The sequence below is a fragment of the Streptomyces sp. NPDC002926 genome, from assembly GCF_053591755.1.
Genome location: NZ_JBSFUK010000001.1, coordinates 626,726 through 647,408, shown reverse-complemented (window position 1 = coordinate 647,408; position 20,683 = coordinate 626,726). Strand labels below are relative to the sequence as shown.

General features: G+C 70.0%; 11 protein-coding genes and 1 pseudogene. 4 read left to right on the top strand and 8 right to left on the bottom strand.

Annotated elements, in window-relative coordinates:
- Nucleotides 1-29 precede the first annotated feature (29 nt).
- The 3 genes from ACWDZ6_RS02855 (at nucleotide 30) to ACWDZ6_RS02845 (ending at nucleotide 3,564) form a co-directional block, all read left to right on the top strand.
- A complete protein-coding gene (locus ACWDZ6_RS02855) occupies nucleotides 30-2,066 on the top strand; it encodes a hypothetical protein (protein WP_451501400.1) in 2,037 nt (678 codons plus the stop codon).
- A gap of 108 nt (nucleotides 2,067-2,174) precedes the next feature.
- A complete protein-coding gene (locus ACWDZ6_RS02850; protein ID WP_366732155.1) occupies nucleotides 2,175-2,924 on the top strand; it encodes a TetR/AcrR family transcriptional regulator in 750 nt (249 codons plus the stop codon).
- 130 nt (nucleotides 2,925-3,054) lie between these two features.
- The gene (locus tag ACWDZ6_RS02845; protein ID WP_451501399.1) at nucleotides 3,055-3,564 is read left to right on the top strand and encodes a GNAT family N-acetyltransferase; all 510 of its coding nucleotides are present in this window, start codon (nucleotides 3,055-3,057) and stop codon (nucleotides 3,562-3,564) included.
- Between the two features lie 20 nt (nucleotides 3,565-3,584).
- On the opposite strand, the gene ACWDZ6_RS02840 is transcribed toward ACWDZ6_RS02845, so the two are convergent.
- From ACWDZ6_RS02840 to ACWDZ6_RS02805, 8 genes and pseudogenes are all read right to left on the bottom strand, one after another.
- Complete coding sequence (locus ACWDZ6_RS02840) at nucleotides 3,585-5,180, bottom strand: SpoIIE family protein phosphatase (protein WP_451501398.1); 1,596 nt, start codon at nucleotides 5,178-5,180, stop codon at nucleotides 3,585-3,587.
- A 67-nt stretch (nucleotides 5,181-5,247) separates the two neighbouring features.
- Nucleotides 5,248-10,524, bottom strand: a complete 5,277-nt coding sequence (gene pulA / locus ACWDZ6_RS02835) for a pullulanase-type alpha-1,6-glucosidase (RefSeq protein WP_451501475.1) — start codon at nucleotides 10,522-10,524, stop codon at nucleotides 5,248-5,250.
- Between the two features lie 172 nt (nucleotides 10,525-10,696).
- A pseudogene (locus ACWDZ6_RS02830) lies at nucleotides 10,697-12,076 on the bottom strand (alpha-amylase); the annotation flags it as partial.
- A 400-nt stretch (nucleotides 12,077-12,476) separates the two neighbouring features.
- The gene (locus ACWDZ6_RS02825) at nucleotides 12,477-13,547 is read right to left on the bottom strand and encodes a LacI family DNA-binding transcriptional regulator (protein WP_451501397.1); all 1,071 of its coding nucleotides are present in this window, start codon (nucleotides 13,545-13,547) and stop codon (nucleotides 12,477-12,479) included.
- On the bottom strand, nucleotides 13,532-15,199 hold the full coding sequence (locus tag ACWDZ6_RS02820) for a glycoside hydrolase family 13 protein (protein ID WP_451501396.1): 1,668 nt from the start codon (nucleotides 15,197-15,199) through the stop codon (nucleotides 13,532-13,534). Before ACWDZ6_RS02820 ends, ACWDZ6_RS02825 begins: the two co-directional genes overlap by 16 nt.
- Nucleotides 15,200-15,286: 87 nt before the next feature.
- The gene (locus ACWDZ6_RS02815) at nucleotides 15,287-16,213 is read right to left on the bottom strand and encodes a sugar ABC transporter permease (protein WP_451501395.1); all 927 of its coding nucleotides are present in this window, start codon (nucleotides 16,211-16,213) and stop codon (nucleotides 15,287-15,289) included.
- A gap of 61 nt (nucleotides 16,214-16,274) precedes the next feature.
- Complete coding sequence (locus tag ACWDZ6_RS02810; protein WP_451501394.1) at nucleotides 16,275-17,273, bottom strand: carbohydrate ABC transporter permease; 999 nt, start codon at nucleotides 17,271-17,273, stop codon at nucleotides 16,275-16,277.
- Nucleotides 17,274-17,405: 132 nt separating this feature from the next.
- Entirely contained in the window at nucleotides 17,406-18,677 is a 1,272-nt protein-coding gene (locus tag ACWDZ6_RS02805; protein WP_451501393.1) for an extracellular solute-binding protein, read from the bottom strand.
- Between the two features lie 368 nt (nucleotides 18,678-19,045).
- Between ACWDZ6_RS02805 and ACWDZ6_RS02800 the strand changes: the two genes are divergently transcribed.
- Nucleotides 19,046-20,683, top strand: a complete 1,638-nt coding sequence (locus tag ACWDZ6_RS02800; RefSeq protein ID WP_451501392.1) for a glycoside hydrolase family 13 protein — start codon at nucleotides 19,046-19,048, stop codon at nucleotides 20,681-20,683.

Here is a 20,683-nt window from a genome sequence, read left to right as displayed (position 1 = left end):
CGTAAGACGATTCGCTCGTTCTGCTGAACGTGCGCCCACAGGATGTCGTCACCCCTCCCGCTCCCGCCCCCTCCCCCACCGCCGGCCGTGTCGAGGTCGAACAGGCCGAGGCGGCCCTTGTCGAGCACTACCCCCGGCTCGTACGGATCGCGTATCTCGTACTGCCCCCGTCACTCGGCCGCAACCGCCGCGTACTGACCGCGCACGCCCTCGCGCAGCGCTCGCTGCCGCGCGGCCGCACCGCTCCCGCGGGCGCCACAGACACCATGGACACCGCGATCCCCGCCTCCCGGCGGGCGCCGGGCGACGCCGACCCCGGATATGCCTATGTGCGGGGAAGGGTGCTGCGCCAAGCCCTGGACGCCGGACTCCCGCTGCGGCGGCTGGCCTGGCCGAAGCGTGCGCAGCTCCCGCCGCTGCTGCCGCACGTGTGGGGTCTGCGGGTCTTCCCGCGCTCGGGCGGTGCCGATGAACTCGCCCTGGACCAGTGGCTCTCCGCGCTTTCGGGGCCCGCGAGGGCGGCTTATGTACTGCGCGGTCTGGAAGGGCTGTCCGACGCCGATGTACAGCAGGCCCTCGGTGCGGCCGGGGTCGGTGATCCGCAGGCCGCGCTGGCCGAGGCGGACGGCTTGGACCCTGCCGCGGGAGTGGGCCCTGAGGGAGGAGGCACGGAGAGCAGGGGCGCCGAGGGAACGGACACCGGTGGAAAGGGCGCCGCCGCTCTGCTCGAGTCCTCCGAGTTCGACCCGTGTTCTCTGCAGGCGCGCCCCACCGATCTGATGCGCCGCCGCCAGCATGTCAAGGCGGCCGTGGTGGCGGCCGCGGCCCTCGCGGTGTGCGGCGCACTGCTCGGACTGCCGGGCGACGGCTGGGGCAGGGACGGTGCGGCCGCGCCCCCGTACGCGCGTAACCCCGCGGCCGAGTCCGCCCTGGACCCGGCACTGCTGACCCGGGTCCCCGCCACCGCGTGGCAGCGCTCGTCCCGTACGGACTTCTCCGTCTGGCCGGCCCGCGGCGGTCTCACCGATGACGAGGCGCTGCTGCGCCGCGCGCTCGTGGTCTGGGCCAGGCCCGGCAACGCGGTCCAGGTCTCGGCGACACCCGGCACACCGCCGGGACCGCCGATGGGCTCGCCGCAACTGCTGTACGCGGGCGAGGTCGACCAGGCGCGTGTGGTGCTGCTCCACGACGGCCTGCGGGTGGTCCGCTATGCCGAGCCGAAGGACGGAACCGGCGGTGTGGCGCTCGACTTCGCGCGGACGGACGGCGCCGACGCCGCCTCATCGGGCGCGCTCGTGGCAGGCCGTACCGACGGCACCGTCCGCTATCTGACGGCTCCGTGGGTGCAGAAGACGTCCGTACGCGATCTGCTCGACCCGGCGGGCAGTCCGCGTCCCCTCCAGCGGGGCACCGACGGCGTGACCGGTCCGCTGCCGAGCCCGGCGCAGGCACGGGACTGCCGGTCCTGGGACGTGCTCGAGCTGCGCGACGACACGGCCGACCGGCTGCTGACGGACCTCGGTGAACTGACCCCCGCCCGGCTCACCTCGGGGCCGCCGTCCGCCCCGAAGGACGTCACCGGTCAGGGAGCCCGCGCCGCGTGGGCCCGTACGGGCTGTCTGCTGTCCGGGGTGCGCGTGCACGGTGTGCGCAGCGTCAACTCGTGGCAGTACGCGCAGCAGTCGCTGCCCGAGTCGAACGGCACGGCGGCCTGGCTGTGCACGCGTGCGGAGACCTGGCGGGGTACGGGGAGCCGGGTCATGGCCCAGTTCCAGGCGCCGGGGGCCCGGGCGGGTGCGCCGGGCGCGATCGCGGCGCGGGCCGAGGACACGCCGTCCTGCGGAGTGCGGGATCCGCGAGTGCTGGCGGGTGTGCTGTGGAAGTCGCGGGCCGGGCACTGGTTCGTACTCGCGGCGGGAAGCGAACAGTTCGCTTCGCTGGCGACCTCGGGCGGGGTGGACGGCAGCGCAAAGGGGCATCTGCTCGCGGTACCGGCGAAGGAGGGGGCACGGGCGGAGCTGAACGGCCGCCTGGAGGACGGCAGTCGGGTGGGCGCGCTGCACTGAGCGGCTCCCGCCGGCGGGCGGCCCCGGCGCCCTCGATGCCGGTCCGGACCACTCGGGCCGCACCGACCATCTGCCCGACATGTGTTCGCCGCCCGTTAGGGTGTTCGCATGACGACCGGGGTACGCCGCAGGATGGACGTCGAAGAGCGCAGGCAGCAGCTGATCCGGGTGGCTCTGGAGCTGTTCAGCCACCGCTCGCCCGACGATGTGTCGATCGACGAGATAGCCGCGGCCGCCGGTATCTCGCGGCCGCTCGTCTACCACTACTTCCCGGGCAAACAGAGCCTGTACGAGGCCGCGCTGCAGCGGGCCGCCGACGAGCTGGCCGGGCGGTTCAGGGAGCCGCCCGAGGGGCCTCTCGGCGCGCGGCTGCTGCGGGTCATGGGACGGTTCTTCGACTTCGTGGAAGACCACGGGGCCGGGTTCTCGGCGCTGATGCGGGGCGGTCCAGCGGTCCCCGCGGGCGGAGCCTGCTCAAGGAATGCGTTGTCGGCGACGAACGCGATGATCGATGAGGTGCGGCAGGCCGCGTACGAGCAGATCCTGACCCATCTGGGGATCGATACGCCCTCACCGCGCCTGGAGTTGGTCGTACGGTCCTGGGTGTCGCTCGCCGAGTCGACTGCGCTGATCTGGCTGGACGGACGGCGCATTCCGCGCGGTGAGCTGGAATTGCAGCTGGTGCACGACTTCGCGGCGCTGTGTGCGGTGAGTGCGGCGTACGACGAAGAGATGGCGGACATCCTGATCCGCGTCCTCGTGGACGAGCCGGCCGACGGCCCGTTCGGCGATCTGGTCGGCCGGCTCATGACGCTGACGCCCTCGCTCCCCGAGGTGCCCGCTCAGCGTCTGCGGTAGGGCCCTTTCAGGTCGCGCGCCTCGGCGGCGACGACGGGCGCTACGCCCTCGGCCCGCTTCGGTGGGCCGGTGGATTCCGGACACCCCCCTTACGCAGGCAGACCTCCGTGATCCCGTCAATAATGCGGGGATGAAGATCATCTGTCGGCTCGCCGCCCACCCCGATGTGGAAACCCTTGTCGCTCTCTTCGACGGGGCCGCCCGCTGGATGCAGCTCAACGGCATCGCCCAGTGGAAGCCCGGCGACAAGGACGCCGATCACTTCGGACACTGGATGAAGGAGGGGGAGGTCTGGATCGCGGAGACCGGGGACGGCGTAACGATCGGGGCGTACGAACTGTGGTGGGAGGACCAGGCCGCCTGGGGAATCCAGCCTCCCGTGGCCGGGTACGTACACCGGCTGATGATCGACCGGGATACGGCCCCGGCCGGGTTCGGCCGGCTGCTGCTCGCGCACGCGGAGCAGCGGATCGCCGATACCGGGCGGGAGTTCGTACGGCTGGACTGTCTGTCGAACAATCCCGGGCTGCGGACGTACTACGAGGCTGCCGGCTACCGCGTCGCCGGTGAGGAGCCGGGCAAGGTGGGGAAGGACGGCAGCCGCTACGGAGTGGTCCTGCTGGAGAAGCTGGTGAGCTGAAGCCGGTCGATCGAGACCGGTCAGCTGGAGCCGGTCAGCTGAAGGGCCAGCAGCGCGACGTCGTCCTCGCGGGTGCCGAAGCAGTCCAGCAGGGCGTCGCAGAGCTCGGCGACCCCCTGCGGCGCGTGCGCCGCGGCGCGGCGGAGTCGTTCGAGGGAGACCGTGAGGTCCGTGCCGCGGGTCTCGATCAGTCCGTCGGTGACCATCAACAGCCGGTCACCGTGGGCCAGTTGGGCCTCTGCCGGATGCGGATGGTCCAGCTCGAGACCGAGCAGTGGGCCGGAGACCGCCAGGTAGGACGCCTCGCCGTCCGCCGTGACGACCAGCGGGCGGATATGGCCGGCGTTCGCGATCCGGGCGCGGCCGGTGTGCGGGTCGATCAGAGCCAGGCAGACGGTGGCCGTGGCCTCCGGGTGGTAACGCTGGAGCATCCGGTCGAGGCGGCGCAGCAGAACGGCCGGGTCGCTCTCGTCGGTCGCGTACGCGCGCAGGGCATGTCGCAGTTCGACCATCACGGTCGCCGCGTCCAGTGAGTGGCCGACGACGTCGCCGACCCCGACCAGCAGTCCGGCGGGGGTGGAGAGGGCGACATAGAAGTCACCGCCGATCTCGGCGTTCCGGGAGGCGGGCACATAGCGCAGAGCCAGGTCGGCACCGGGCAGCGCCGGCGGTCGCTGGGGCAGGAAGCTGCGCTGCAGGGTCAGCGCGACATGGCGTTCCTCGGCGGTGGTGCGCAGCGTCTCGGCGGTGAGGGCCGTGGCTTGGGCGAGCCGGCCGAGCAGGTGTGCCGTGTCCGGGTCGCCGGCGGCGCGGGCCGGGCGGGCCAGGCAGACCGGCGGCTGGTCCGCCCGGCTGCGGGCCAGCAACAGGGCGGCGCCGCCGCTGACTTCGGGGACGAGGAATCCCGGCGGCCACAGCGGCGCGGGCGCTGTCACGGGATGTACGCCCGAGCGGCCCGCCATGCACCGCTGCAGCAACTGGGCCACGGCCGTGCGGGCGCCGGAGTCCGGCGGGAAGTCGCTGCGCAGGCTGCCCGCGTACAGCGCGTCCCCGGGGCCGAAGACAAAGGCCGCCGCCGGGCCGGCGGTGAGCCGGGCGGTGGCGACGGCGGCGAGATCAGCCAGTTCCTGCGGGCCGTGCGCGCAGTGCACCTCCGTGATCGCGGCGGCGAGCCGGGTCAGCCGGCTCGCCTGCGCCTCGGCGTCGTGGCGGGAGCGGGCCCCGCGCAGCGCGGCCCTGATCACCGCTTCGATCTCCTCCGGTTCGACCGGGATCGTCAAGTAGGCGTCGGCGCCCGCGTCCAGTCCGCGGCTGCGGTCGCGCGGGGTGATCGCCGCGGCGCTGAAGTGCACCACGGGCATCGCGGCGATCACCGGATGAGCCTTGATCCGGCGGCAGAGCTCGAAGCCGTTCATGTCGGGCAGGCCGATGTCGACCAGCGCGGCGTCCGGCAACGCACCCGACCTGAGTCTCGTATCGAGCTCGATCAGGGCGTCGCCGGCGCTCGCGGTGGGCACCACCCGGTGACCCGCCCGGCGCAGTACCGCGCCCATGGCGTAGCGATTGGCCTCGAGGTCGTCGACGACCAGCACAGTGGCGCCGTCGGCTTCGCTCATGTCGCGCATCTCCTCGGACGGGGGAAACCCCGCTCCGTAGTCGGCCCACCACGCTAACGCGCTGCGGTCAACTGTGGGTGAAGACGGCGACGCTACGCGCCGGTACGGTGAAGCTGCCCGAACTCCCTTCGTAGGAAGCCGACTTGGTGATAGTGTCCGCGCCCGCGAGCTGCACCGGGTGGAGCGCGTACGCCTTCCCGGCCAGTGCCGTGACCCGCTGCGTCTGCCGCTCCGGCGTGGCGTTGAAGACCACGACCAGATCGCCGGCCCTCATCGTGATCACCCCCGGGGTCTCGTCCCTGCCGGAGAGCGGGAAGGAAACCGCGGACTGCACCTCACCCGCCGTGCTCAGACCGAAGACCTTCTCGGTACGGCGGATGGTGAGGAGGTCCCGGTAGGCGGCTGACGCGCCGTTGACCTGCGGGCATCCCACCGTCAGTGAGGCGGCCGTCAACAGCGGTTTCGCATAGGGCCACTTGGTCTTGTTGTCGGCCTCCGGCGGCAGCCCGCGGCCGAAGCCGTTGCCGTCCCGGCAGTCCCAGTGGATCGCGTTGAACCAGTCACCGCTGTCGTACGAATTGCGGTCCAGCGACTTGGAACGGAGCAGGTCGGCCCCGGCCTGTGAGAGCGCCGGTCCCTGGGAGAGAGCCGCGGTCGCCATCGCCAGTACCTGCATACGGGCCCGGTCCGCCGGTGACGTGGCGGGCGGGAGCTTGAAGGCGAGGGCGTCGTACAGCGACTCGTTGTCGTGGGCGTCCGCGTAGGCGAGGGCGTCGCCGGGAGCGGCGGCGTACCCGGCCGGGGCGCCGTTGTAGTCGACCTCGGAGCCCTTGACGCTCCGGCCGGAACTGTCGGTGAAGGCGTAGGCGGCGAGATTGCCCGTCAGACCCACCTTGATCAGGTCCTGGTAGTGCAGCAGCCGGGCCTTCTGCTCGGCCGGAGTTCCGTTCGCGGCCGAGGAGTTGGGGTCGGTGTAGAGACCGGAGGCGAAGCCCTGCACCCGCGGGTCCTCGTCGAAGGGCCCGCCGCCGCGCACCGCGTCACGGGCCCGGTCGGAGAAGGTCGCCACCCCCGTGCCCGCCATGTTCTTCTGGGTGGCCTGGACGAAGCGGGCGTCGTCCGCGATCTCCCCGAAGTTCCAGCCCTCGCCGTAGAGGATGATCTTCTTTCCGTCCACGCCGTCGCGCGCGGGCGTCAGCGCGTCGAGCGCAGCGCGCACCGCGAGGATATTGGCCTTCGGGTGGTGGCCCATCAGGTCGAAGCGGAAGCCGTCGACCTTGTACTCCTTGGCCCAGGTGACGACCGAGTCGACGACGAGCTTGCCCATCATGGCGTTCTCGGGGGCGGTGTTCGCACAGCAGGTGGAGGTGGCGACGGTGCCGTCGGCGAGCAGCCGCTGATAGTAGCCCGGCACGATCTTGTCGAGCACTGACTTGTCGGCCTGTCCGCTCGCCACGGTGTGGTTGTAGACGACGTCCATGACGGTGCGCAGGCCGCTGGAGTTCAGGGACTGCACCATCTGCCGGAACTCGACCGTACGCCGGGTGCCTTCCGGATCGGAGGCGTACGAGCCCTCCGGGACGGTGTAGTGCAGCGGGTCGTAGCCCCAGTTGTACGCGTCCTTCGCGGCGGCCTTCGCGACGCACGCCTGCTGCTCGTCGGAGTCCGGGGCGTACACCTTGATATCGCAGTCGGGCACGGACTGGTCGGACTTCTTCTCCGGGATGGTGCCGATGTCGAAGGCGGGCAGGAGGTGGACGTAGGAGGTACCGGAGGCGGCGAGCGCGCGCAGCTGCTTCATGCCCTGCGAGTCACGGTCGGTGAAGGCCAGATACTGTCCCGGGTGCTTCGATGTGCGGTCCGCGACCGAGAAGTCGCGGATGTGGAGCTCCTGGATCTGCGCGTCGCGCAGCGGTGTCGCGGCCGGCTTCCTGAGACCTGTCCAGCCCGCCGGGGCGAGCTTCGGGTCGGCGAGGTCGATGACGAGGCTGCTCGCCGAGTCGGTGGTCAGAGCGGTGGAGTACGGGTCGGTGACCTTGTTGGTGACGAGCTTCTGGACGCTGGGCGCCCAGACCTTCACCGCGTATCTGTACTGCTTCCCGGTCCAGCCCTTGGAGCCGGTGACGGACCAGACGCCGCTCGCCTCGTCCCGTCGCATGGCGACCGTCCGGCCGTCGAGTTCGAGCGAGACGGAGTGGGCGGTGGGAGCCCAGAGGGAGAGGGTGGGGCGGCCGCGGTCGAGGACCGGTCCGAGGGCGGCCTTGGTGGCCCTGCCCGCGTACAGGTCGTCGAGGATCCCTGCCGTCTGGACGCCGGTGGCGGCGAGCAGCGCCCCGTTGGCCGCGCGCTGGGTGGCGATGAGCTGGCCGCGCAGCGACTGCCGGACCCGGTCCCGGTCGCGCGTGTCGACGGTGAACGCCGGATAGTCCCTGAGGTGCGGGTACTTCGCCTTCTGCGCGTCGGTCAGGGTGGCGGAGGTGAGACGCAGCCACCGGCCCTCGTCGGACAGTGCGCCGTCCTTGACGGTGATACCGCCGTCCGCCGCGTACACCAGCTGCTGGCTGGTGGCATCGGTCGCCTTCACCTTCCAGACGACGGTGTCCCGGTCGATCCACTGGGCCTCGGCCCTGGCGAGGTCGAGCGAGGGCGCGCCGCCGGTCTGCGGCAGCAGATACTTCGGCTGCCCGGCGAGCAGCCAGACCTCGTTCGTGTACGTCGCGAGGTCCAGGGACTGGTCGGTCGGCAGGTCCTTCTGGTCGCCCTTGTGGAGGATGTAGCTGAGCGAGGTCGCGCCGGCGGCGAGCGGCACCTCGAAGGTGACTCCGTACGCGTCCTTCCTCACCGGCTGGAGCGGCTTGGACCAGTCGGTGGGCGATGCGGCGCCGGTCCAGGTGTGCAGACCCCAGCCGTCGTAGTCGCCGTCGGCGCGGTTGTAGTGGAGGACGGCCTTCGTCCTGTCCTGCGGCGGGTAGGCGCCGTCGGGCGCGGTGTCCGACTGGCCTTCCTTGCCCTGCGCGATCCAGACCTGGCCGGTGCGGACCAGTTCGACGGTGCGCTGCGGGCCGTCCGCGGTGCCGTTCTTCTCGACGGTGTACGGGACGGTCGTGGCGCCCTCGGCGAGCTTGATCCAGGCGAAGGCGCCGTACGCGTCACGGCCGGTGAAGGCGGTCCGCCGGGTGCCGGTGCTGAGCTGCCAGCCGTCGTAGTCGCCGTCGGGCCGCTGGTAGTGGACGACCGCGTAGTCGCGTTCGACGGCCACCGGCTTCTCCGGCGGCGGTGCCTGGCCGGCGGTGGTCTCCGCCCGGTCACTGGCGGTACGGCCCGCGCTGTCCACCACAACCGCCTTGTAGCGCAGGGGGGTTCCGGCCGCCGTATCGAGGTACTGAGTGACCTTGTACGGGGCGTGGTCGGCCGAGCCGAGGGTGCGCCACTTGCCATTGCCGGCCTGGGCGGCGAAGACGACGCGGTTGAGGCCTCCGCCGTTCACGTCGGCGGATATCTCGACGGTGCCGGTGGCGCCGGCGGCCGGCGCCTTGAGAGTGAGCGTGGGCCTGGCGGCGGGCCCGGCGAGCGGCTTCGTGGCCCGGAGCACGACGGAGGACAGCGCCGGCACGGTGACGGTGATCTTCCCGTCGGCGGCGTGCACCGCGCCCGAGCCGCCGTACAGCGTACGGAAGTCCGTGGCGTCTGCCGGGATGATCACGGTCTTCGCGGTGTCCGCGTTGTTGACGGCGACGAGATACTCGATGGAACCGGTGCGCGCCTTGGCGTCGGTGCGGGAGAAGGCGTACACCGAGTCCTTGGCGTACCGCTCCGTCTGGACACCGTCGCGCAGCGCCGGATGCTCTTTGGTGAGCTTCGACAGCGCGGCGATCGACCGGTAGAGGGGGTGCGAGGTGTCGTACGCGTCGGATGCGTGTGTACGGTCCGTGCCGAGCTGGTCGTCGTCCAGATAGTCAGCGGTTTTCGAGGCGAAGAGGCTCTGGCGGGCGTCCTTGTCGCCGCCCGCGCCGGTGAAGCCCTGCTCGTCGCCGTAGTAGATCACCGGATTGCCGCGGGACAGGAACATCAGCTCGTTGGCGAGCCGCGCCCGCTTCAGCAGCTCGGCGTCGTCCGCCTTCGGATTGTCCTGCTTGAGGAAGGTGCCGATACGGCCCATGTCATGGTTGCCGAGGAAGGTCACCTGCTCATAGGCGTTGGCCTTGTCGCTGGTGTAGCGGTAGTCGTTCCCGAAGACGCCGGCGAGCTGGTCGGCGGACGCGCCCTGCGAGGCGTAGGCGCGGGCCGCCCCCTGGAAGGGGAAGTCCAGTGTGGCGTCGAGTCGGCCGCGCGTGACGTACGGCGAGGTGATCGCCGTGTCCCCGGCGAAGACCTCGCCGAACATGAAGAAGTCGTCCCGGCCGCGCTTGGCGGCGTAGGCGTCGAGCGCCGTGGCCCACTGGGTCCAGAAGTCCATGTCGACGTGCTTGACGGTGTCGATGCGGAAGCCGTCGATGTCGAAGTCGCGGACCCACTTCTCGTAGATCTCCTCCATGCCCCTGACGACCTCGGGACGCTCGGTCCACAGGTCGTCGAGGCCGGAGAAGTCGCCGTACTCGGCGCTCTCGCCCGCGAAGGTCGAGTCGCCGCGGTTGTGGTACATCGTCGGGTCGTTGAGCCAGGCGGGCACCTTCTTCCCGGTGGTCCTGGGCGTGTACGGGAAGGAGCCTGCGTCGACCTTCCCGATCCCCGCCCGGTCGTCGAACGGGCGGCCGCTGCTGTCCAGATACGGATAGGCGCCCTTGGGGCGGTAGCCGTACATCTTCTCGGCGTAGTCGACGGTGTCTGCGGTGTGGTTGGTGATGACGTCGAAGAAGACCTTCATGCCCTTGGCGTGGGCCTTGTCGATCAGCTTCTCGAGGTCGGCGTTGGTGCCGAAGTGCGGGTCGACCTGGGTGAAGTCGGTGATCCAGTACCCGTGGTACGCGGCGGACGCGTCCTTGCCGGTGCCCTGGACGGGCCGGTTCTTGAAGATGGGCGCCATCCAGATGGCGGTGGTGCCGAGGCCCTTGATGTAGTCGAGTCTGCTCGTCAGGCCCTTGAGGTCGCCGCCCTGGTAGAAGCCCTTGTCGGTGGGGTCGTACCCGGTCTCCAGTCGCGAACCGGTGAGCCCGCCACGGTCGTTGGCCGTATCGCCGTTGGCGAACCGGTCGGGCAGGACGAAGTAGAACTGCTCCCGCGTCAGATCATGCCGCGCGGGCTGCGCGGCGAGCGCCCTGTCCGAGGGCGGGGCGGGGGGTCTTGGCGCGCCGGCGGCCGGCCCGGCGGTTATGAGCGTCGCGAGGAGCGCGGCGGCGGCGCCTATGGCGGTGCCGGCCGCGCTGACGCGGGGGGTGGTGGTCACCGGTTGGTTCTCCTTGGGAAGGGCGTAGGGGGCGTGTCCTCAATCGCCGGAGGGGCTGCAGTGCAGCCCCTCCGGCGATTGAGGAGCGGGGCTTGGGGCAGAGCCCCAACAGGAGCACCGGCAAGGGCTAGCCGCAGCCGCGGGCTCCCGCGTGGAGTGCCACCGCCGTGTTCGGGGACAGCGTTGCCGTGAACTGGCCCGAGGCGCTGACCGTCACCGGACGGCCCGACTGCACATCGCAGTAACCACCCGCGGGCAGCGACGTCTGGAACGTGCGGGTGAGTGACGACGACTCGTGGTTGATGGCGACGTACGCCTTCGAACCCCGCCCGAACGCGATCTGGTCCCCGCCGTTGTCCCACCAGTTGACGACGCCCTGACCGCGCGCCGTGTTGCGGAAGGCGACCATGGACTTGATCTCGGGCCAGGCGTGCTGGCACTTCCAGCCGTCCTGCCAGCAGGCGTTCACCGTCCCGCCGTTGGGCGGTCCCGCGTCCTTGTCCGACCACTCGTAGCCGGAGTGAACGTCCGGCGATCCGTACGGCCACGCCAGCATGAAGACATTCGCGAGGGTGTAGTTGGCGCCGTCCTTGTAATTGAGGGTGTCGCCGCCGCGCTCGGTGTCGTGGTTGTCCACGAAGGTCCCGGACCTGCCGGACTCCATGTACCCCCATCCCTCGCCGTAGTTCTTCAGATAGGCGAGGTTCTCGTTGTTGAAGACGCGCTTGAGGTCACGGGCGTACCGGAACTCCTGGACGTCGCCGTTCCCCAGGTACTCGCCGGGCGAGACCGGCTCGCCCGCCCCGTAGATCGCTTCCTGCTTCCAGTACACGCCGGGATTGCCGAGCCTGGACTTGATGCTGGCGAGGTCAGCGGCCGGCATGTGCTTCGCGGCGTCGATACGGAAGCCGTCGACGCCCAGGGAGAGCAGGTCGTTCAGATACGCGGCGATACGGCCGCGCACGTATTCCTCGCCGGTGTCCAGATCGGCGAGTCCGACGAGTTCACAGTTCTGGACGTTGGCGCGGTCGCCGTAGTTGGTGATGTCCGACCGGCAGTCGTCCATGTCGGCGCCGGAGTAGGTGCCCGGGTAGGTGTACTTGTCGTACGAGGAGCCGCCGGTACCGGTACCGGACGCGGACGCCATGTGGTTGATCACGCTGTCGACGACGACCTTCACACCCGCCGCGTGGCAGGTGCTCACCATGCTCCGGAACGCGGTGCGGTCGCCGAGCCGCCCGGCGATCCTGTAGCTGACGGGCTGGTACGAGGTCCACCACTGCCCGCCCTGAATGTGCTCCTGGGGCGGAGAGACCTGGGCATAGCCGTAGCCGGCCGGGCCCAGGGTGTCGGTGCACGCCTTCGCGACCGACGCGAAATTCCACTCGAAAAGGACAGCCGTGACGTCCTTGTCCCCCGGCGGGGTCGCCTGCGCGGCGCCCGTCGGGGCAACCACACTCACCGCGGCGCCCGCCACAAGGGCGAGCGCCGCGGCCAGAGGTTTGCCGGCCATTTTTCCTCCTGCATGGGGGGAGGTGCGGGTGACGGTGCAGCCTTGTCCGGCAACGCGCCGTGCCCGTAAGGCCTTTGAGAGTTCTTGCTGCAAGGCAGCAGAAAGTTATTGCGGTCGCGACCGTACGAGCCTCCTGGTCCGGGGTCAACCCTTCGGACACACTCTCGTCGCACTGCGGAAATCTTGCCGTTTCCCAACTGCAAGACCTTACGCAAGACTTGCAGGGGTGCTACTTTCAGCCATGGCTCCGGGCCGGCCGGCCGGGGGCCCGGCAACTCCGGTCCCCACGCGCTCGGCCGGCCGGTCCGGTTACGCGCCCACCGGCCTACGGGTCCACTTGCTTACGGGTTCCACCGCGGCGTGCGCTTCTACCGGCTTGCGCGCCCACCGGCCTACGCGTCTACCGGCGCGCCTGCGCGGTGGTGCCCCGGACCACCAGTTCCGGCTGGAACACATACTCCGTGCTCTGTACCGGACTTCCCTGCAGCTCCTCCAGCAGCGCGCCGACCGCCGCGGCCGCCATCGCCTTCACCGGTTGGCGGATCGTCGTCAGCGGCGGATCCGTGAACGCCACCAGCTGCGAGTCGTCGAACCCGACCACCGAGAGGTCGTACGGCACATCGAGGCCGCGCTCCCGGGCCGCACGGACGACGCCGAGCGCCATCATGTCGCTGCCGCAGACGATGGCGGTGCACTCCTTGTCCAGCAGCGCGCCGGCCGCCGCATGGCCGCCCTCGACACTGAACAAGGAGCGCTGGACCAGTTGTTCGGCAGCGGCCTCCGTGTAGCCCAGGATGGAGGCGAGACCGTCCAGGAAGCCTTCGGTCTTGCGGCGGGCCGGCACATAGCGGCCCGGACCGATCGCCAGACCGATCCTCTCGTGCCCCAGCTCCGCCAGATGGTGCACAGCCATACGCATCGCCGACCGGTCGTCGCAGGAGACGCAGGGCGCGCTGATGTGCTCGCTGTACCCGTTGATGAGGACGAACGGAACTCCCCGGGCGACGAGTTCGGCGTACCGCGTGTGATCGGCCGAGGTGTCGGAGTGCTGTCCGGACAGAAAGACGATGCCGTTGACGCCGCTCTCCTGGAGCTGTTCGACCAGCTCGTCCTCGGTCGCGCCGCCCGGCAGCTGGGTGCAGAGCACCGGGGTGTAGCCGTGCCCGGCCAGGACCTGTTCGACGGCCTGGGCGAACGCGGGGAAGATCGGGTTGGTGAGCTCGGGGGTCAGCAGGCCGATGAGACCCGCACTGCGCTGCCGCAGCCGTACGGGCCTCTCGTATCCGAGCACGTCGAGCGCCGCGAGCACCCGCTGACGGGTACCGCTCGCCACGCCCGGTTTGCCGTTCATCACCCGGCTCGCGGTCGCCTCGCTGACGGAGGCCTGAGCCGCGATGTCCGCGAGCCGCGGGGCGGTGCCGGTCTGGACGACGCCGCCCCGCGCCGGGGGAATCGTCACACCGTCCACCACACAGCGGTGTCCGCGGGCAGCTCGGCCTCGCCCTCGGCCGTCCGGACAGCGCTGCTGGCCAGCAGTACGCGGCCGGGTGCCGGTATCCGTACGGCCGTGCCCGTCGTGTTGACGGTGCAGACGAAGCCGCCTTCCCGGCGGAAGGCGAGCACGCCCTCGGGCGCCGCCAGCCACTCGACCGCGTCGCCCGTGCCCAGCGCGGGGTGCGCGCGGCGGGCCGCGAGGGCACTGCGGTACAGCTCCAGGGTCGAGTCCGGGTCACCGGTCTGCGCCTCGACGCTGAGCCCGGCCCAGCTGTCCGGCTGGGGCAGCCAGCTGCCGCCCGTGCCGAAGCCGTACGACGAGCCCTCGGTGGTCCACGGGATCGGCACCCGGCAGCCGTCGCGGAAGCCGTCCTGGCCCTCCGTGCGTCCGAAGGCCGGGTCCTGCCGGACCTCGTCGGGCAGGTCGGTGACGTCGGGAAGACCGAGCTCCTCGCCCTGGTAGAGATAGGCGGATCCGGGCAGCGCCAGCATCAGCAGGGTGGCGGCGCGGGCGCGTCGCAGTCCCAGCTCGCGGTCGCCGGCCTCACGGATCTGGGTCCCCGCCGGCGGGCCCGCGAAACGGGTGGCGTGGCGGGTCACATCGTGGTTGGAGAGCACCCAGGTGGCCGGGGCGCCGACGGGCCGCATGGCGTCCAGCGACTCGTCGATCACCCGGCGCAGCTCGTCCGCGACCCAATGGGTTCCCAGGTACTGGAAGTTGAAGGCCTGGTGCAGCTCGTCGGGGCGCACGTAGTTGGCGGTGCGCTCGACGGTGGGGGTCCATGCCTCGGCCACGGCGATGCGATCGCCCGGGTACTCGTCGAGGATCTTGCGCCAGGCGCGGTAGATCTCGTGCACGCCGTCCTGATCGAAGAAGGGCATGACATCGCTGCCCAGCAGTTTCAGCTGGTCGCTGCCGCCGATGTCGGGCAAACCCGGTGCCTTGACCAGGCCGTGGGCGACGTCGATCCGGAAGCCGTCGACGCCCATGTCGAGCCAGAAGCGCAGGATCGAGCGGAACTCGTCCGCGACGGCCGGGTGTTCCCAGTTGAAGTCGGGCTGCTCGGGGGCGAAGAGGTGCAGATACCAGTCGCCGGGGGTGCCGTCGGGGTTCCCGGTACGAGTCCACGCGGAGCCGCCGAAGATGGACTCCCAGTCATTGGGCGGGAGTTCGCCGTCATCCCCCTTGCCGGGACGGAAGTGGTAGCGGTCACGCAGCGCGGAACCCGGACCCTCCTCCAGAGCGCGCTTGAACCATTCGTGGGCGTCCGACGAGTGATTGGGCACCAGGTCGACGATGATGCGCAGCCCGAGGTCGTGCGCGTCCCGGATCAGCGCGTCGGCGTCCAGCAGCGTGCCGAACATCGGGTCGATGGCCCGGTAGTCGGCGACGTCGTAGCCGGCGTCGGCCTGCGGGGAGGCGTAGAAGGGGCTCAGCCACACGGCGTCGACGCCGAGTTCCCTGAGGTACGGCAGTCTGCTGCGGATGCCCGGAAGGTCGCCCATGCCGTCGCCGTTGCCGTCGGCGAAGCTGCGCGGGTACACCTGGTAGATGACGGCGTCTCTCCACCAGTCCGCGGAAGCCGCGGGCAGGTCGGTGTGATGGGCGTCAGCCAGGTACTGGGTCATTCTCGATCCCTCTGAGGCTCGGTGCAGCGATTCGGGGCAAGACCGGGGCACCCGGCCGGCCGGGCCGGGTGCCGAGGTTCGTACGGGTCAGGATTTGGCGGCACCGGCGGTGAGGCCGGTGACCAGATGACGCTGGACCAGGTAGAAGAACAGCGACGCGGGGATGGCGATGAGCACGGAGGTCGCGGCCATCAGGTCCCACTGGGTGTCGTGCTCGCTGATGAACGTGGTCAGGCCGATGGCGAGGGTGTACTTGCCCTCGCTCAGCATGAAGACCGACGCGTAGGCGACCTCCGCCCAGGCGGTGAGGAAGGTGTAGAACGCCGCCACCGCGATGCCCGGCCGGGCGAGCGGCAGGATCAGCCGGTAGAAGGTGCCGAACGGAGTGAGACCGTCGATCCGGCCGGCTTCGTCGATCTCCGCCGGGATGGTGTCGAAGTACCCCTTGAGCAGCCAGGCGCAGTACGGGATGGCCGTGGTGCAGTAGACCAGGATCAGGGCCCAGTAGGTGTCGAGCAGGCCCAGGTTGGCCAGGATGTTGTAGAGCGGCACCATCAGGATGGCGACCGGGAACATCTGGGTGACCAGGAAGGTCCACATGAGCTGGCGGTGTCCGGGGAAACGCATCCGGGAGACGGCGTAGCCGGAGCTGGCAGCGATGAAGACACCCAGCACGCACGTACCGAGCGCGACGATCAGCGAGTTGACGAACCACTGGAGGAACGAGGTGTCGTTCAGGACCGTCGTGTAGTTCTCGAAGCTGATCTTGTCAGCGATGTCGCCGGGGTGCAGGAAGTCGGTCTTGTCCGGGCCGAGCGAGATCCAGGCGATCCAGCCGATCGGGAATGCCGCGATGAAGCTCGCGATGATCAGCGCGCCGTGGATCAGCAGGGACGCGGAACGGGGGCGCTCTCCGCGCTTCAACTGGCGCCTGCCCGTCGCCCGCTTGCGGGGCGGGCCGGCGGTGGCCGACTCGGCCGCTCCCGCGACCCGGACATCTGCTGTGGTGCTCATGGGGTTGGCCCTCTCTTTCGTCATGGCTGGTGCTGATTGCCCGGTTGCCCTGGGCGGGCCGTCAGACGGCCTTCTCATTGCGGGCCAGCCATCGCCGGTAGAAGGAGGCGAAGACGATGAGCATCGACAGGATGATGACGCCGTACGCGGCGGAGCCGGCGTAGTCGCGCGGGTCCTGTCCGAAGCCGAGGCGGTATGCCCAGGTGACGAGAATCTGGGCGTCCGTGCCCGAGGTGTTGCCGAACAGCAGGAAGATGACGACGAACTGGTTGAAGGTCCAGATGACGCCGAGCAGGACGACCGTGCTGCTCACCGAGCGCAGGCCGGGAACGGTCACATGGCGGAAGCGCTGCCAGGGGGTGGCGCCGTCCACCTCGGCGGCCTCGTAGAGCTCGGGCGGGATCGACTGCAGACCGCCGAGCAGAGAGACCATCATGAAGGGGACGCCGACCCAGGTGTTGACCATGATGGCGGCGGTCTTCTGCCAGAAGGGCTCACTGAGCCAGGCCGGCGTGGGCAGATGCGCCCATTCCAGAGCCATGTTGAGGACACCGCCGTCGTCGGCGAGGATCAGCCGCCAGGCGAAGACGGTGACAAAGGTCGGCACCGCCCACGGCAGGATGAGGACCATCCGGTAGAAGGTGCGGCCGCGGATCTTGCGATTGAGCAGCAGGGCGAGGCCCATGCCGATCCCGTAGTGCAGCACCACACAGATGGCGGTCCAGACGATGGTCCATATGAAGTGGGGCCAGAACTGATGGTCGCCACCGGAGAGGATCTCCGCATAGTTGTCGAGACCCACCCACGAGAAGCTGTCGGGGATCTCGTTGACGCCGATCGTCCGGCCGACGTTGTTGCTGTTGGCATCGGTCAGCGACAGATAGATGCCGCGCACCAGGGGGTAGAGCACCAGCACGCCGATGACCGCGACCACCGGGGCCACCATCGCCCAGGCGTACCAATTCCGGTTGTACGACTGCCTGATACGGCTCATCGGCCCGCGGCGCGGCCCGGCGCCACGCTGGGTCTTTCGGCTTCCGCCCTCGACGGCGACGGTCATCTTCGACACCTTTACGACAGATTCTTGAGCGGGTGTACGGCGTGGTGGTACGGCCGGGATCCGGCCGTACCACCACGGGCGGCCGTCCGGCCCACCCCTGTTCGGGGGCGGTACGGACGGCCGGCGGTCGCCTTAGGAAAAGTCCTTGAGCAGCTTCTTGTAGGACTCGGCGGTGGCGTCCAGGCCCTTCTGGGTGCTCACCTTGCCCTGAAGGATCGCGGTGAGGTTGGTGCCGAGGTCGGCGAAGAGCGAGCTGTACTCGGGCAGCTCGGGGCGCGGCCGGGCGGAGCCGGCGAGGATCGCCTGGAACTCGGTGATGCCGGGGGTGGCCTTGACCTCGGCGGTGTAGGCGGAGGTGCGGGTCGGCAGCGTGCCGTTCTTCAGCGCGATCTTGGCCTGGGTCTCACCCGAGGTCATGAAGCCGACGAACTTCTGGGCCGCGGCCTGGTGCGCCTTGTCGGAGCCGGCGTACACGGAGAGGTTGTGACCGCCCGTCGGGGCGCCGGCCTTGCCGGAGCCGGTGGCCGGGACGTTGGAGATGCCCAGGTTGGCCTTGTCCTTGAAGGCCGCGCCCTTGTAGATGTTCGTCAACTCCCACGGGCCCTGGACGATCATCGCGACCTTGCCGGTGTTGAACGCGTCCATCATGTGGGCGTAGGAGTCGGCGGTCACATCGAGCTTGGAGACGCCCGGCGCGGCGAGCAGGGCCTTGCTCGTGTCCACGGCCTTGACGGCCTCGGGCGAGTTGACCGTGATCTTCTTGCCGGCGGCGTCGACCATGTCGGTGCCCTCGCCGAAGAGGAACGGCAGCTCGAAGTAGGCGTCGGCGCGGAGGGTGAAGCCGTCGACGCCGGCCTTCTCCTTGACCGCCTTGGCGACGGTCTTCACCTCGTCCCAGGTGGCCGGCGCCTTGTCGTAGCCGGCCTTCTTCAGGACTTCCTTGTTCCACATCAGGCCGAGGGAGTCGGTGACGAAGGGGGCACCGTAGGTCTTGCCCTGGTACTGAGCCTGCTTGAGGAGCGAGGGAGTGATGTCCCCGGTGTTCTTGAGCGCGTCCGTGCCGTCGAGCGGGGCCAGGAACTGCGACTTGGCCCAGGAGGCGGTCCAGCCGACCTCGGCGCGGATGATGTCGGGAGCACCCTTGCTGCCGGCCGCGGTCTGGAACTTGTTCTGCGCCTGGTCGAACGGGACGTTGACGTACTTGACCTTGATGTCCTTGTTCGCCTTTTCGAACTCGGCGATCATCGCCTTGTACGTCGGCGCCTCGTTGGTCGCGTTCGACGTGTCCCACCAGGTGAGGGTGACCGGGCCGGCGGCCTTGTCGCCGCCGTCGTCCCCGCCGCATGCCGTCGCTGCCAGTGCCAGTGCCGCTACCAGCGCGGTGGCCGCTATGCCACGCCTCATGTGAACTCCTTCAGAGATGCCCGAGATGGCGGAGGCGACCAGGCCCCCTGCCGACCGCTCCCTCGCGGCGCCGGGTTCGGCAGGAACGTAACAAGGATGAAAGAGAGCGGAAAGACCTTGCGGCAATTTTCTGCAAGAGCGGGGGATCGTTACATCCGCGTGTCCTGAGAGTTGCCATTACATCGCTTGACGGCGGCTGTTTCCGCTGCGCCAGGGCGCCCGGGGCAGAGCCCTGCGACACTCCGCGCAAGCTCTTGCAAGGCTGTTATTTTTGTCCCCCGAGCACCGTCACCACATGCCCGCACCCACGTTGACCTCGTTAGTTGTACGTCCTCCCCTGCTCCCGGACCGTACGAGAGGGACCTTTCATGACCCACGAGCCCGCTTCCGCCGTCGGCCTGCTCGGCCCCGCGGCAGCCGAGGGGCCGCGCCCTGCAAGCTCTTCCACGGAGGGTGACGGCTGGTGGCGCGATGCCGTCATCTACCAGGTGTACGTGCGCTCCTTCGCCGACAGTGACGGTGACGGCGTCGGAGATCTGCCCGGGGCCACCCGGCGTCTGCCTCATCTCGCGGAGCTGGGCATCGACGCCGTATGGATTACGCCCTTCTACGCCTCGCCACAGGCCGACGGCGGCTACGACGTCGCCGACTACCGGGCGGTGGACCCGCTCTTCGGGGATCTCGCCGACGCCGACGATCTCGTCCGCACCGCCCACGGGCTGGGCCTGAAGGTGATCGTGGACATCGTCCCGAACCACACGTCGGACCAGCACCCGTGGTTCCGGGCCGCGCTCGCGGACCACGACGGGGGCGCGGCCCGCGAGCGCTACCACTTCCGGCCCGGCAAGGGCGCCGCCGGCGAGCTGCCGCCGAACGACTGGGAGTCGGTCTTCGGCGGCCCCGCCTGGACCCGCACTCCGGACGGTGCGTGGTTCCTCCACCTCTTCGCACCCGAGCAGCCCGACCTCAACTGGGACAACGAGGAGGTGCACCAGGAGTTCGAGTCGGTGCTGCGCTTCTGGCTGGACCTCGGCGTCGACGGCTTCCGTATCGATGTCGCGCACGGCATGGTCAAGGCGGCCGGCCTGCCGGACATCGGCCACAAGGAACAGGCCAGGCTGATCGGCGCCCAGAAGCTGCCCTTCTTCGACCAGGACGGGGTGCACGAGATCCACCGCTCCTGGCGCAGGCTCCTCGACTCCTACCCCGGCGACCGGATCGGCGTCGCCGAGGCCTGGGCCCCCAGCCCGGACCGGCTCGCGCTGTACGTACGCCCCGACGAGCTGCACCAGGCCTTCAACTTCCAGTTCCTGCGGTGCCCTTGGGATCCCGGGGCGATGCGCGGCGTGATCGACGAGTCACTGGCCGCCACCGCATCGGTGGGGGCCACCACCACCTGGGTGCTCTCCAACCACGACGTGGTCCGCCACACCACCCGCTACGGCGGCGGGAAGCAGGGGCTGCGCCGGGCCCGCGCGGCCGCGCTGCTCATGCTCGCGCTGCCCGGTTCGACGTACATCTACCAGGGCGAGGAGCTCGGACTGCCCGAGGTCACCGATCTGCCGAGCGAGGTGCGCCAGGACCCCGCCTTCTTCCGCGCGGCGGGGCAGGACGGCTTCCGCGACGGCTGCCGCGTACCGATCCCCTGGTCCGGCGAGGAGCCGCCGTACGGGTTCGGCCCCGGATCCAGCTGGTTGCCCCAGCCGGACAGCTGGCGGGAGCTGTCCGTGGCGGCCCAGACCGGCGACCCGCACTCGACGCTCGAGCTCTACCGCTCGGCGCTGGCGCTCCGCCGTGAGCTGCCGGGCGGCCCGATGCGGTGGCTGCCGGGCCCCGAAGGGCTGCTCGCCCTGTCCCGCCCGGGCCTGGTCTGCACCCTCAACACCACCGGATCGGTGATCGAACTGCCCCTGCCGGGGCGCCTGCTGCTCTCCTCCGCGACCTTGGGGCCGACGGGTGGCACAGCCCGTATTCCGGCTGATTGCTGTGCGTGGTGGGCAATCTGA

Coding starts and splice junctions, on each gene's coding strand:
- ACWDZ6_RS02850 (WP_366732155.1), top strand. CDS start 2,175: ATGACGACCGGGGTACGCCGCAGGATGGACGTCGAAGAGCGCAGGCAG.
- ACWDZ6_RS02840 (WP_451501398.1), bottom strand. CDS start 5,180: ATGAGCGAAGCCGACGGCGCCACTGTGCTGGTCGTCGACGACCTCGAG.
- ACWDZ6_RS02810 (WP_451501394.1), bottom strand. CDS start 17,273: ATGACCGTCGCCGTCGAGGGCGGAAGCCGAAAGACCCAGCGTGGCGCC.
- ACWDZ6_RS02815 (WP_451501395.1), bottom strand. CDS start 16,213: ATGAGCACCACAGCAGATGTCCGGGTCGCGGGAGCGGCCGAGTCGGCC.
- ACWDZ6_RS02820 (WP_451501396.1), bottom strand. CDS start 15,199: ATGACCCAGTACCTGGCTGACGCCCATCACACCGACCTGCCCGCGGCT.
- ACWDZ6_RS02800 (WP_451501392.1), top strand. CDS start 19,046: ATGACCCACGAGCCCGCTTCCGCCGTCGGCCTGCTCGGCCCCGCGGCA.
- ACWDZ6_RS02845 (WP_451501399.1), top strand. CDS start 3,055: ATGAAGATCATCTGTCGGCTCGCCGCCCACCCCGATGTGGAAACCCTT.
- ACWDZ6_RS02805 (WP_451501393.1), bottom strand. CDS start 18,677: ATGAGGCGTGGCATAGCGGCCACCGCGCTGGTAGCGGCACTGGCACTG.